Origin of the sequence: Streptomyces sp. NPDC005752, assembly GCF_040630715.1 — a bacterium.
GTDB lineage: Bacteria > Actinomycetota > Actinomycetes > Streptomycetales > Streptomycetaceae > Streptomyces.
This window is the reverse complement of record NZ_JBEXYB010000020.1, coordinates 50,499-64,350: the sequence shown is the minus strand read 5'-3', so window position 1 is coordinate 64,350 and position 13,852 is coordinate 50,499. Positions and strand designations below refer to the sequence as shown.

The 13,852-nt window shown below is 69.4% G+C and carries 8 protein-coding genes and 2 pseudogenes; 4 read left to right on the top strand and 6 right to left on the bottom strand.

Annotated features, from left to right (window positions below):
- Positions 1-277: 277 nt before the first annotated feature.
- Complete coding sequence (locus ABZ441_RS18385; protein WP_358974811.1) at positions 278-1,702, bottom strand: non-reducing end alpha-L-arabinofuranosidase family hydrolase; 1,425 nt, start codon at positions 1,700-1,702, stop codon at positions 278-280.
- Positions 1,703-2,651: 949 nt separating this feature from the next.
- Here ABZ441_RS18385 and ABZ441_RS18380 point away from each other — a divergent pair.
- Entirely contained in the window at positions 2,652-4,082 is a 1,431-nt protein-coding gene (locus ABZ441_RS18380) for an endo-1,4-beta-xylanase (RefSeq protein WP_358974808.1), read from the top strand.
- A gap of 493 nt (positions 4,083-4,575) precedes the next feature.
- Positions 4,576-7,546: pseudogene (locus ABZ441_RS18375) on the top strand (family 16 glycoside hydrolase).
- Positions 7,547-7,792: 246 nt separating this feature from the next.
- Here ABZ441_RS18375 and ABZ441_RS18370 read toward each other — a convergent pair.
- Positions 7,793-9,238, bottom strand: coding sequence for an NAD(P)/FAD-dependent oxidoreductase (locus tag ABZ441_RS18370; protein WP_358974805.1), 1,446 nt, complete (start codon positions 9,236-9,238; stop codon positions 7,793-7,795).
- A 115-nt stretch (positions 9,239-9,353) separates the two neighbouring features.
- Here ABZ441_RS18370 and trxA point away from each other — a divergent pair, with 115 nt between their 5' ends.
- Complete coding sequence (gene trxA, locus ABZ441_RS18365; protein ID WP_205021296.1) at positions 9,354-9,740, top strand: thioredoxin; 387 nt, start codon at positions 9,354-9,356, stop codon at positions 9,738-9,740.
- Between the two features lie 236 nt (positions 9,741-9,976).
- Here the strand turns inward: trxA and ABZ441_RS18360 are convergent.
- The 3 genes and pseudogenes from ABZ441_RS18360 to ABZ441_RS18350 form a co-directional block, all read right to left on the bottom strand.
- Positions 9,977-10,225 (bottom strand): annotated as a pseudogene (locus tag ABZ441_RS18360) (hypothetical protein); the annotation flags it as partial.
- Positions 10,226-10,284: 59 nt separating this feature from the next.
- Positions 10,285-11,313 carry a LacI family DNA-binding transcriptional regulator gene (locus tag ABZ441_RS18355; protein ID WP_358974801.1) on the bottom strand — a complete coding sequence of 343 codons (1,029 nt, stop codon included), beginning with the start codon at positions 11,311-11,313 and terminating at the stop codon, positions 10,285-10,287.
- A 67-nt stretch (positions 11,314-11,380) separates the two neighbouring features.
- A complete protein-coding gene (locus tag ABZ441_RS18350) occupies positions 11,381-12,481 on the bottom strand; it encodes a glycosyl hydrolase family 18 protein (protein ID WP_358974799.1) in 1,101 nt (366 codons plus the stop codon).
- 71 nt (positions 12,482-12,552) lie between these two features.
- Here ABZ441_RS18350 and ABZ441_RS18345 point away from each other — a divergent pair, with 71 nt between their 5' ends.
- Complete coding sequence (locus ABZ441_RS18345; RefSeq protein WP_358974797.1) at positions 12,553-13,020, top strand: type II toxin-antitoxin system PemK/MazF family toxin; 468 nt, start codon at positions 12,553-12,555, stop codon at positions 13,018-13,020.
- On the opposite strand, the gene ABZ441_RS18340 is transcribed toward ABZ441_RS18345, so the two are convergent.
- Positions 13,005-13,841: a TIGR02452 family protein gene (locus tag ABZ441_RS18340; RefSeq protein WP_358974794.1), complete on the bottom strand. Its 837-nt coding sequence runs from the start codon at positions 13,839-13,841 to the stop codon at positions 13,005-13,007. The two genes, ABZ441_RS18345 and ABZ441_RS18340, sit on opposite strands and share 16 nt — an antisense overlap.
- Positions 13,842-13,852 lie beyond the last annotated feature (11 nt).

Sequence of the window (13,852 nt, the reverse complement as noted above, 5' to 3'; positions counted from 1 at the left end):
ATTCCTCGGACAGTTCCAGCCCGCATCACCTCGTCATCCGCGCCGACCCTCAAAGCTGACTCGGACCGCTCCGCCCGGGCCAACGTTCCGTCTCGGCCTCTTCGAGGGCGGCTGAACCGGAGTGGGCGAGAGCTGGGAGAGGAACCCCGGCCGCCGCACGGCTGGGGTCCCTCCGGAGGGTGGGCGTCGGTCAGCAGGTGGAGGGGCCGACATCCCGAACCGCTCGACCACACGCCTGCGGACCGCCTCTCATCACGGTCGCCGTGAACCGGCGAGGTCAGCGCCGCAGGGTGAGGACACCCGGCCGCCACGGCAGTTGGTCGTAGGGACCGCCCGCGGTGGGAGACTTGCCCTGGTAGAGGAACTGCAGGTTGCAGGGGTCGATGGTCATGGTCTGGTCGGGATTGTTGCGGACCAGGTCACCGTGGCTGATGTCGTTCGTCCAGGTGGCACCACTGTTGGCCTTGCCTGCGAAGGGGTTGCTCTCGCTCGCGGCCCGCGGGGTCCACGACCCACCCAGGCTGGAGGACGTGAAGGAGCGGAAGTAGCGGCCGTTCACACCCATGGCCTCGACGATCATGAGGTACTGGTTCTGTCCCTGGACCTTGTAGACCTGTACGCCCTCGAACAGGTTGGCCTTGGTGTCGCTCATGACCGTCGTGTACGCCGAGCCGAAGTTCCCAGGAAAGTTCCCGACCGGCATGCTCGCCCGGTAGATCTTGCCGTTGTCCCCGGCGAAGAACAGGTACATGTTCTGGCCGTCGGCGATAAGGGTCTGGTCGATCGGTCCGGTGTCGGAGCCCGAGATGCTGCCCGTGAACAGCGGCTGCGGTGAGGACCAGCCGTTGGGGTTGGCGGGGTCGCTGGACGTGCGGTAGACGAAGGCCGACGCGCCCCACTGGTACGCCAGCACCCAGATGTTCCTGGGCGCGAAGTAGAACAGCGTGGGTGCCACCGCGGCCTGACTCATCCCGGTCTGGCCCGCCGACGCCATGTCCGACCAGTTCGTGAAGGGACTGAACATCATCGAGCCGTACGACGAGCCCGACACGTTCGACGCGTAGACCAGGTGCTTGCCGTTGTGAGTCACGGTGGTGAAGTCCTTCACCGCGGCCCACCCGTTCGCCGGCTGCGCCAGCACGCCGGTCGACGTCCACTGGAACGCCGACGGAAGGGAGCACGGGCCGTCGGTCGGCGGCGCCCCCGTCGGACCGGCCCATTTCTGACTGTTGGCACCGCTGCACGTCCCGATCTGCACCGCGGTGCCGTTGGCCGTACCGGCGCCCGCAACTTCCAGGCACAGACCGGACTCCACCCCGACGACCGCACCGTCGGCGTTCACCCGCCACTGCTGGTTCGCACCGCCGGAACAGGTCCAGATCTGCACTCGGGTGCCGGGCGTGGTGGCGTGGCCCGGAACATCCAGGCACTTACTGCCGTACACGGTCAGCTGGTTGCCGTCCGTCAGCGTCCACTGTTGATTGGTCCCGCCCCAGCAGTCGTGAATCTGCAGGTACGTGCCGTTGGCCTGGTCGGCGCCCGGAACGTCGAGGCACCGGTTCGAGCCGACGCCGCGCAGGGCGCCGGTCGAGGCAGCCTGAGCCGGGACGGCCGCGAGCAGCGCCGCCAACGCGGCCAGGACCGCAACCGCTGCGGCGAGCAACGCGGACGGATGCCTGCGGCGTAAATGTGTTCTACACATGGGCACTTCCTCAACCTCGAGCGGGCGGTTCCGGCCGGCCCCTGAAGAGGGCGTCCGGAGTGTCGGTGCGGTGCGGTGGGCAGCGGACCGTGAGCACCACGGCAGACCGCTTGTGCTTTACCGGTCCTCCGAGCCGCCCGGGTGGCGCGGTACGACAGGACGACGCCAGATGACGGCGTGAGTACGAGTCGGCTCCGCATGGGGCGATGCGACCTGGAGATGTCCTGCTGTGCGGCAAAGCGAGGCGCTGTGTTCGATATATCGAAAGCGGGTCGATGTGTCGGGCAACCTGAATAATAGGGAACCACTGGGTGGCGTCAACACCCCTCGCACGTATCGACGTCAGAGCCGAAATGTACGCAGACATCGCCGCCACGAAATATCGCACGCCACAGCATCCAAGAGGCGCGCCGCGCCACCCTTGCCACCGCTGAGGCATCCCGGAAGTCGACACCGGCGGGTCGACGAGCAGCCCGGCCAAGTCCGAAAGTTTCGAATTCCAGGCAGAAAATTTCTGCACCCATAGGCTTGACGATGCATCGTCAAGCCTCAATCATTTCTGTCTGAGAAGCCGAGCACAGCTCGATATCTCGAACCACGCCGGCGTGGAGGAATCCGTGCTGCGCGGCAGCTCCACGCACAACCGCACCGCAGATCCGCGCACCATAAATGCACCTGCGCCACCCCGTTTCGTTCCGGTGAGACCGACACCAGCGCATCCTGGCTCTTCCCGCAGCGGGAGAGGTGCGTAACGCCGCGTGACGGTCCCCCCGGCTGAGCCGCGATGGAGCACCTCCCTGTCTGCCTCGAGGAACGCCCCGTCCCCGTAAAGCGGTGTCCGGCAACTCCGTGCAGCACGGACTCCGACCCGCCCCCGGGCTGCGGCACGGGAGGCCACTCCGTTCCCGCGTTCCAGCCGTTCCGTGATTTCCACCTTGGAGGCACAGCCATGGGCTCGTATGCCCTTACCGGACCCCACATCCGCCGAAAGTTCCGCGGCCTGCTGTTGACGCTGATCGTCGGCGTCCTCGGTACGGCCGCCGCGCTGGTCGCGCCGCCGACCGCACACGGCGCCGAGAGCACGCTCGGAGCCGCAGCGGCACAGAGCGGCCGCTACTTCGGCACCGCCATCGCCTCCGGCAAGCTGGGCGATTCGACGTACACGACGGTCGCGGGCCGTGAGTTCGACTCCGTGACGGCCGAGAACGAGATGAAGATCGACGCCACCGAACCGCAGCGCGGCCAGTTCACCTTCACGGCCGCTGATCGCGTCTACAACTGGGCCGTGCAGAACGGCAAGCAGGTGCGCGGTCACACCCTGGCCTGGCACTCCCAGCAGCCCGGTTGGATGCAGAGCCTCAGCGGCGGCACACTGCGCCAGGCGATGATCGACCACATCAACGGCGTGATGGGTCACTACAAGGGCAAGCTGGCCCAATGGGACGTCGTGAACGAGGCCTTCGCCGACGGCAGTTCGGGAGCTCGGCGGGACTCCAACCTGCAGCGCACCGGCAACGACTGGATAGAGGTCGCCTTCCGCGCCGCACGCGCCGCCGACCCGGCGGCCAAGCTCTGCTACAACGACTACAACGTCGAGAACTGGACCTGGGCGAAAACCCAGGCCATGTACACCATGGTCCGGGACTTCAAGCAGCGCGGCGTGCCGATCGACTGCGTCGGATTCCAGTCTCACTTCAACAGCGGCAGCCCTTACAACAGCAACTTCCGCACCACGCTCCAGAACTTCGCCGCCCTCGGCGTCGACGTGGCCATCACCGAACTCGACATCCAGGGCGCCCCGGCCACGACCTACGCCAACGTGACCAACGACTGCCTGGCCGTCCCGCGCTGCCTCGGCATCACCGTCTGGGGTGTGCGCGACACCGACTCCTGGCGATCGCAGGACACGCCGCTGCTGTTCAACGGCGACGGCAGCAAGAAGCCCGCCTACACCGCCGTGCTCAACGCACTCAACGGCGGTTCCACCACGCCTCCTTCGGATTCCGGAACGATCAAGAGCGTCGATTCGGGCCGCTGCCTCGACGCGCCTGGCAGCAACACCACCGACGGCGCCCAGCTCCAGCTGTGGGACTGCCACAACGGCACCAACCAGCAGTGGACGTACACCGACACCGGCGAACTCAGGGTCTACGGCAACAAGTGCCTGGACGCCGCCGGCACCGGCAACGGCTCCAAAGTCCAGACCTACAGCTGCTGGGGCGGCGACAACCAGAAATGGCGCCTCGCCTCCGACGGATCCATCGTCGGCGTCCAGTCCGGCCTCTGCCTCGACGCCGTCGCAGGCGGTACCGCCAACGGCACCCTGATCCAGCTCTACTCCTGCTCGAACGGCAGCAACCAACGCTGGGCCCACACCTGATCGGACCTGCGTCAACCCCACGGGCCAAACGCTGACGGTCCACGGTGCGGCTTTCTCCCGCCCCACCAGGAAGCCATCGTTGCTGCTCCCGGGTCGCCGCCGTAGTGGCGGCGACCCTCCCGATCGGCGTGCTCGCCACGGTGAAGCCTGCGCACGGGAGGGTCGCCGCCACCAACGCCTGGCACCTCCTGGTCAATCGCAACGGGGACGAGGCGGTACCGGCGTCGGAAACCGCCGACGGCGCGGCGTCCGCTCGCGGGTACCGCGTCTGCCCGACATCACCGTAGGCGCTGAGCGCCTCGGTGACGGGGGCCGGCAGAACGCGGTACCGCCGGAGGAGCAGTTGCCCGGTCGCCGCGACATGAAATTTCCAACGATGAACAGAGAGCGCTTACCGACCTGTTGCCTTTTCGGCGAGAGCTGTCCTTCACTGTGAACGGCAGCCCGTCGCCACCGGACCGCCGGCTGCCTCGGTCCTCAGGGAGGAAGGCCTATGCGGCCCTTGGTCGTACTCTTCTCAGCACTGTTCCTCGTGTCCCTCGCCCCGGGACGGGCCGCCGCCCAGCCTCCCGACATACCGCCCCAGGAACCGGGCGTGACCATGCGGGTGTTCGACGTACAGGTGCCGCTGGACGACTACTGCGAGCTCAAGCCCGGACAGACACCGAACATCGACGAGTTGAAGCCGACGATCGACTGGACCACTGACGAGGACTTCGGGCTGAGTGGGAAGTTCGTCACCGAGGTCACCGCGTATCTCGACGTCGAGTCGCCCGGGAAGCATGACTTCCGCATCACCAGCGACGACGGATCCCGGCTGATCATCGACGGCGCGGAGGTCATCGACAACGGGGGCGTGCACGGCGCCCAGGCCAAGGACGGCTCGACCGAGCTGGCCGGGGGCCACCACGCACTGCGCATCGACCACTGGGACGGCGAGCACGATCAGCGCCTTCTGCTGGAGTGGCGGCCGCCCGGAGCGGACGGGTTCTCCGTCGTGCCCACCTCGGTGCTGAGCACCGACGCCGAGGTCACCCGGGTCACCTCCCCGGGCCGCAAGTTGTGCGAGGGCGTCGACGAGTCACCGGGCGACGGCCTGCCGCTGGCCGGTGTCCACCCCGACTACACGCTGACCGACCTGCGCCCTGACGGCTTCGAACCGCAGGTCACCGGCATGGACTGGCTGCCGGACGGCCGGCTGGCCGTCAGCACCTGGGGCGGCAGCAGGGAGAGCGAGCTCGGGCAGGTGTACCTGCTCGACAACGTCACCGGCGCCACCGACCCGTCGAAGGTCACCAGGAAACTGGTCGCCGAGAACCTGTTGGAGCCGATGGGCCTCAAGTACGTCGACGGCACCCTCTACGTGTCCGAGAAGGACGGTCTGACCGCGCTGGTCGACGAGGACGGCGACGAGGTCACCGACGAGTACCGCAAAATCGCAACCTGGCCGTTCGGCGGCAACTACCACGAGTTCGCGTTCGGGCTGCTCTACGAGAAGGGGCACTTCTACGTCAGTACGGGCATCGCCATGGTTCCGGGGGGGCGCGACCCAGGACCCGCAGAACGTGCCCAACCGCGGGAGCGCCCTCAAGATCAACAAGGACACGGGAAAGGTGTCCTACGTGGCCGGGGGACTGCGCACGCCGAACGGCCTCGGCCGGGGCCCGGAGGGGGACATCTTCGCCACCGACAACCAGGGCGCGTACGTGCCGACGTCGAAGCTGGTGCGGATCAAGCAGGGCGCCTTCTACAACCACCACACGAACCCTGACGGCCTGTACGACGGCCAACCGGTGACCGAGCCCGTCCTCTGGCTGCCGCACGGTGAGATCTCCAACTCGCCGAGCAACCCCCTTCTCCTGCCCGACGGGCCCTTCGCCGGTCAGATGGTGTTCGGTGACGTGACCTACGGCGGCCTTCAGCGGGCGTTCCTGGAGAAGGTCGGCGGCGAGTACCAGGGTGCGGTGTTCCGGATGACGCAGGGCCTGGAGGCCGGGGTCAACCGGATCAGTCTCGGCCCGGACGGGGCGATCTACGCCGGCGGCATCGGCGACTCGGGGAACTGGGGCCAGGAGGGCAAGCTCAAGTTCGGACTCCAGAAGCTCTCGCTCACCGGCACGGACGCCTTCGACATGCGCGCGATGCGGGCGATCGACGACGGCTTCGAGATCGAGTACACGCAGCCGTTGTCCGAGGAGACCGCCGAGGACCTGACGGCCAAGTACACCGCCCAGCAGTGGCGTTACGTGGCGACCCCGCGGTACGGCGGCCCGAAGGTCGACGAGGAGACCCTCGACGTCACCTCGGCGACGCTGTCCGACGACCGCACGACCGTGACGCTGAAGATGGACGGCCTGCGCCCCGGCCGGGTGGTGCACGTGCAGTCGCCCCGCCCGTTCGCCGCGGAGTCCGGAACGGAGCTGTGGAGCACCGAGGCGTGGTACAGCCTCAACACGCTGCCCGACGGTTCCGAGCCGCCGCCGGTGTACGAGGCGGAGTCCGCCTCCCTGGACGGCGGCACCAAGTTCAACGACAACCACGCCGGTTACTCCGGTGCGGGCTTCATCGACAGCAACTGGGAGCCGGGGTCCCGCACCACCTTCGCCGTACGCGCCGGCAAGAAGGGGAAGCACGACCTCGCCCTGCGGTACGCGAACGGGCAGAACTCCGACCCGGAGCCCACCCCCAGGTCGATGACCCTGTACGTCAACGGCGAGCGGTGGAAGCAGATCTGGCTGGACTCCACCGTCACCTGGAACACCTGGGCGACCCACGTCGAATCGGTGCCTCTGCGCAAGGGCGCGAACACGCTCGCCTACGCCTACGGGCCCGAGGACGACGGCCATGTGAACCTCGACAGTCTCACGGTCACCCCGACGAAGCGCACCACTCTCTTCGACGGCTCGAACCTCGACGCCTGGGAGTCCAAGGACGGCGGTCCGGCGAAGTGGCCGGTGGCGGACGGCTCCATGGAGTCCTTCGGCGGGGACATCCGTACGAAGGAGAAGTTCGGCGACTTCCGGATGCACGCCGAGTGGTACCAGCCCGACTACCCGCCGGACGTCACCGGACAGGCTCGGGGCAACAGTGGCGTCTACCTCCAGGAACGGTACGAGCTCCAGGTGCTCGAGTCCTTCGGCGTCGACGTACCCGCCAAGGACGACGCCGGTTCGATCTACCTGCGCAAGGCCCCCGACGTCAACGCGGCGGCCCCGCCCGGCACCTGGCAGAACTACGACATCCAGTTCCGGGCGGCTCGCTTCGACAGCGACGGCAGGAAGACGGAGGACGCGCGGGTGACCCTCCGGTGGAACGGCAAACTCGTGCACGACGACGTGGCCGTCCCCGGTCCCACCGGGGCGGGCCGCCCGGAGGGGCCCGCCCCGGGCCACATCCGGTTGCAGGATCATGGGGACCCAGGTGAGAACCCGAGGTTCCGCAACATCTGGATCGAACGGCTCTGAACCACGTCCGCTGCGCGATCGGTGGTGCTGCCCCGGCGGCCGGAGCAGCACCACCTCGCGCGTTCGCCCGCCGGTCGCCTATCAAGCTTCCGACCGCACCCCACGGTGCCTGACCGGGCCGACCCGCCTGCGGAGCGGACCATCGGCAGAGCCCAGGGCGCGTGCACGCCGACGGGCTTCAGGCACACAGCGCACAGCGCACAGCGCATCGAGACATCTCCCGCTGTGTGTACCTGACGGCGGTGCCTAACCTCTGTACGTCTCCAGCAGCCGGAGCCACACCTCGCTGATCGTCGGGTAGGCGGGCACGGCGTGCCAGAGCCGGTCGATGGGAACCTCTCCGGCCACGGCGACCGTCGCCGAGTGCAGGAGTTCGCCGATGCCCGGTCCGACGAACGTGACGCCGAGCAGGATCTCGCGATCCAGGTCGACGACCATCCGGGCCCGGCCCTTGTACCCCTGGGCGTACAGGCCGGAGCCGGCGACCGCGGCCAGGTCGTGGTCGACGGCGCGGACCCGGTGGCCTGCCGCCTCAGCCTCGGCGAGCGTGAGGCCGACCGAGGCTGCTTCCGGGTCCGTGAACACCACCTGGGGGACTGCCGCGTGGTCGGCGGTGGCCGCGTGGGCACCCCAGCGGTCGGTCTCCAACAAGGGGGCCTCCTGCGCACGGGCTGCGATAGCGGCTCCCGCGATGCGGGCCTGGTACTTGCCCTGGTGGGTCAGGAGTGCGCGGTGGTTGACGTCGCCGACCGCGTACAGCCAGTCGCTGCCCTCGACGCGGCAGCTGTCGTCGACGTCGAGCCAGGAACCGGGCTCGAGACCCACCGTGTCGAGGCCGAGGTCGTCCGTGCGCGGGGCGCGGCCGGTGGCGAAGAGGATCTCGTCGGTCTCGAGCCGTTCCCCGTTGTCCAGTTCGACAGTGACCGGCCCGTCGTGGCCGGCCCTGCTCACCGCGGTCGTCGAGACCCCGGTCAGGATCCGTGCGCCTGCTTCGGCAAGGGCCTCCGCGACCAGCTCACCGGCGAAGGGCTCCATCTTGGGGAGCAGCCGGTCGCCGCGGATCAGCATGGTCACCTCTGCCCCGAGCCCCTGCCAGACGGTGGCCATCTCCACGCCGACCACTCCCCCGCCGACGACGACGAGCCGGCCGGGCACCTCCTTGGCGCTGGTCGCCTCGCGGCTCGTCCACGGACGGACATCCGCGATGCCCTGCAGGGCGGGGACGACTGCCCGGCTCCCGGTGCAGACGGCGACGGCGTGCCGGGCGCTGAGGTGCCGCTCCGAGCCGTCGGCTGCCGTGACGGACACCTGCCTGACTCCCGTCAGCCGGCCCATGCCGCGATAGACGTCGGCGCCGATACTGTCCAGCCAGGCGACCTGGCCGTCGTCCTTCCAACCAGAGGTCTCGTAGTCACGGTGGGCAAGGACCGCGTCCACGTCGAGCGGCCCCTGCACCGCAGCGCTGAGCCCGGGGACACGACGGGCGTCCGCACGTGCGACGACCGGACGCAGCAACGCCTTACTGGGCATGCACGCCCAGTAGGAACACTCACCGCCGATGAGTTCGGACTCGATGACAGCGGTGCTCAGCCCCGCGGCCCGGGCACGGTCCGCCACGTTCTCTCCCACGGGGCCGGCCCCGATGACCACCACGTCGTACTCACTGCTTCGCGCACCATCAGCATCAGTCATGGGAACAGTGTCCTCGGGGGTGTGCGCAGCGGCCACACGGGCAGGCGGAATACCGCAAGTGACGCCACCGTTGTGCCGGACAGGTCCGAACGGTCCCAGGAAGAGGTAAGAAAGCATGAGCACCGTAGAGCTCACCAAGGAAAACTTCGATCAGGTCGTGAGCGACAACGAATTCCTTCTGATCGACTTCTGGGCTTCCTGGTGCGGTCCGTGCCGGCAGTTCGCCCCGGTCTACGACTCGGCCTCCGAGCGCCACCCCGACCTCGTCTTCGCCAAGGTCGACACCGAGGCGCAGCAGGAACTGGCGGCGGCCTTCGAGATCCGGTCCATCCCCACACTGATGATCGTCCGGGACAACGTCGCGGTCTTCTCGCAGCCCGGGGCGCTCCCCGAGGCGGCGCTGGAGGACGTCATCGGCCAGGCGCGCAACCTCGACATGGACGAGGTGCGCAAGTCCGTCGAGGAGCAGCAGGCACAGCAAGCGCAGCCGGAGCAGCAGTAGTCCCTTCGGATGTTCGCCAGACGTGATGAGGGCCCGGCCGTCCAGGCCGGGCCTTCGTCATGGGGCCACCACCCGGATCAGCCGTTTCCGGGCCGGTCCCGGGCGGAAGCGGAGGGGGAACTCCGGGATTCGTCGTCGCGTCCGGCGGCTGGTTGCGGCGCTTCACCGCCGTTGCCTCCCTCCGCCGGTTCCGTCGCCGCTTCCCCTGCCGCCTCCTCCGTGCCGCCGATGCGCTCGGCGATCCTGACCGTGAGGCCGTAGTCCAGTTCCGCGCCGTCCACCAGTAGGGCCTCCACGGTGTGCGAGGCCGGGTCCACGTCCGCCTCCATGCCGTCCCCCGCGTAGCGCGGGTAGCCCGATGTCCCGGTGTCCCCGGTGGCTGCCACGACCGCGGAGCGGATGGCGGTGCCGGGTGCGGGTGCCCCGGTGCCGGACTCCTCCGGTTCCGGGAACAGCAGGATCTCGTAGCTCTGCGGATGACTCATGGTCTCGACGCTAGACATCTGCCGCCTGCGGCGCATGTCGCGACACCCGGTCGGCCGGGTCAGCTGGATTCCCGTGCGACCGCCGCGGCCCGCAGCAGATAGTGACGTTCCGGCGCGCCGCCGGGGGTCTGCACCAGCCGGTCGATCATCTCCGCCGGTGACTGGGCCGATGCCAGTTCCATGGTGACGCTGCTGAGCCGGGGGCGCAGAAGCCTTCCGAGCATCAGGTCGTCGGCGCCGATCATCGCGGTCTCGGCGGGCACGTCGACACCGGCGTCCTGGAGCGCTCTCATCAACAGCATCGCGTACTCGTCGTTGTACGTGAACACCGCGTCGAGGCCGAGCGTCCGCCAGCGGCCAGCGAGTTCTGCGGCCGATTCCTCGTCGTACCGCAGGGGCAGCGGCTGGATCCCGGCCTTCGCCCCGAAGTCCTCCGCGGCACGCACCGCTCCGGCCAGGCGTGGTTCTGCGAAGTGGGAGAGGCCCGGTTCCTGGGGCATGACCACCCCGATCCGGCGTCGCCCGCGGGAGAGCAGGTGGCGGACCGCGCAGCCGCCGACCTCGCGCTGGTCCATGACGAGAGCGTGCGCGCCGGCCACCGGTTGCGGGCCCAATGTGATCACGGCCTTGGCACCGGAGCGGGTGAGCACTCCAATGCCGTACGGCGTGAGGGCCATGCCGCCGGGCGACACGACGGCGACGGGGCGGAGCTCCGCCCAGCCCCTGGCCGCCTCGTCGGGGTCGAGACCCAGGCTGCCGTACTGCACGACGGTGTAGTCGAGTCGGCGCAGATCGGATTCGATCCGGGTCAGCAACCGTTGGTACAGCGGCACGGCGGGCGCCTGCGCGGCGGGCAGCAGCACCGTTCTCGTGTGCCCGGCGCGAAGACTCCGGGCCGCTGCGTGCGGGACGTAGCCGAGGCCGGCGGCTGCTTCCCTGACCCGGCGACGGGTCGGTTCACTGATCCGTACGGTCGCGTTGTTGTTCAGTACGTAGGACACGGTGGCCCGGGACACTCCTGCGAGCCGCGCCACGTCGGCGCTGGTCGGGAGGGACATGCCGGCGGGCTGCTCGGGTAACTGGCTCATGGCGTCCGGAAGTCTCGCAGACCCCTTGCCCCGGCCCGTGGGCCGGGGCACCGTAACGGGGCGGGCGTCACCGGCCGGCGAGCACCGGCCAGATCTCGGGGTCCTCGAAGTCGAGCGCCCACAGCGCCGTGCCGCTCACGCCGTGCTTGCGCAGCACCGGAAGGTGGGCGGCGACCCCACGCGCGTCCTGGTACCAGACCTCGCGCGACTCGGTGCCGTCGTCGTAGGTGAAGTGAGGGGTGCCGGAGACCTCGTCGAACCGGTAGGGGGCTCCTTGCGCGGCGCGCAGCGCCTCCGCCTCCTTCCAGGTGACGTGCTTGGTGGCGGATGTACTCGTGCTGTCCGCCGGCCAGTCCCAGCCGTACGCGGGAAGGCCCATCTCCAGTTTGGCGGCCGGTACCAGTGCGGTGGCTCGGGTCAGGATGTCGTCGTACCAGCGGGTGTCCGCGAGCGGTCCCGGGTCCCCGCCCGACCAGTGCAGGTTGTAGCCCATGATCCGGATCCGGTCGGCGACACGCCCGAGGGCGGCGTAGTCCCAGATACGTCCTGTCGTGGCCGTCTTCGGGAAGACGGTGATCACACACTGCTTGCCGAGGGTGTGCAGGCGTCGGCAGAGGTCGGTGGCCAGTGCGGTGAATCCGTCGCGTACGGAGGCGTAGGTGGCGTCGCCGGTGGCCGCGATGGATTCGTAGTCGAGGTCGAGGCCGTCGTAGTCGCGTGTGGCGACCGTGCGCATCAGCGCGTCGGCGTGCTCGGTGCGGCGGGCGGGGCTGGTGAGGATCGCAGCCAGGGCACCGGACTTCATCGTTTCCATGACGGTGGGGACGACCTTGGTCCCGGCCCGGTGCAGTCCGTCGATGATGCGGCGCTCGCCCGCGCCGGGGTGTGCGTCGATCCGGCCGGCCGAGACGGCCTCGTACCAGAACGGGCTGACGGTGTGCAGCTGGCCGGCGTGGAGCAGGGCGTCCTGGTAGCCGCCCTCCTGGTCCCAGTAGGGCAGCCACGCCGACACCGACCGAGGGGTCGGCGCGACGGGACGGCCCGAGGGACCCGGAGCCGGGTGGGAGTCGGGTGCCGCGCCGGCGGCGGTGGGCAGCAGGGCCGCGGCGAGGAGCGCGGCGACGAGGGCCGCGCGGGACCGGCGTCCGACGCCGGAGAAGGTGATCATGAGGTCGAGCCTGCGGCCCGTTTCCCCGACCCGCTCCACGAACTGGGCCGTACAGGTTCTACGGTGTTGCGATGACGTTCCAGCACACCAATCACAGCAGCGACAGCACGACCGACTTCCCCGGCCGGAGCGGCCCTGCCGCCACCACGGAGGCCGAACCCCGCGAGGTGGGTCCGGTCCGCACGTCGTACGCGCCCGACCGGGACGGCGATCCGGACCCCGGTGAGATCGTGTGGACCTGGGTGCCGTTCGAGGAGAACGACGGGCGTGGCAAGGACCGGCCGGTTCTCGTCGTGGCCCGGGAGGAGAGAGGCACTCTGCTGGCCGTGCAGCTGTCCAGCAAGCAGCACGAGGGGGACCACGAGTGGGTAGCGCTGGGGGCCGGCCCGTGGGACAGCTCGGGGCGGCCGTCCTGGGTGGATCTCGACCGGGTGCTGCGGGTGCACGAGGACGGGATGCGGCGCGAGGCCTGTGCGCTGGACCGGGTGAGGTACGACCTGGTCGTGGGACGGCTGCGGGAGCGCTACGGCTGGAGCTGACCGCGGAACGCCCGGGTGAAGGCCGCCCTGACGGCCGAGTCGGGGTCGCGGTCCGGGATACCGAAGACGATCTGCTCGAAGTGGCCCGCGAACCGCGCGCCGCCGGTGAGCAGGGCGTGGAACGCGCCGGCCACTTCCGCCGGATCGTTCATGAACACGCCGCAGCCCCAGGCACCCAGCACCAGCCGTCGGTACCCGCGCACGGCCGCCACCTCGAGTACCCGCTCGGCACGGCTCGCCAGCGCGGCGGGTATGCGGGGTACCAGTTGCGGGTGCAGGCGGCGGATGACTCCGGCGTTGGGCGCGGGTGAGGTGAGGAATCCGGCGGCACAGGGAGATTCCAGCAGCCTCCCCCGGTCGTCGCGGAAGACCGGCACACCGGGTGAGTGGATGACCCGGTCGGTGTAGAGGGCGCTGCGCCCGGCGCGGTGGTGCGCGTAGAACTCCGGGGCGCGCAGCAGCGTGGCATGGAGTGCGGAGCCACGGCACAGGGACTCCTCCTGGGCCTGCGCTCCGTTCAGATAGCCGCCGCCGGGATTGCGGGCGGAGGCGTAGTTCAGGACGGCGACCTTGGCCGCCGACTCGCCCGTCATCCGGCGTGCCGCCCGCAGGCTCGTCTCGTCCGTCACCTCGACGACCGGGCTGCGGCCGGTGTCCAGGGCGGCGACGGGCACAGGCTCGGGGCCGTACAGACGGGTTCCCGAGAGCGCGGTGACCAAGGCCCGCTCGATGGACACCTCGCGCCCCTCGGGCGTGCGGTAGCGCCCGGCCAGGACGATGGACTCGGTCTCTCTCGCGATGCCGCGCAGTCGTGCGCTCATCGACGCTCCCC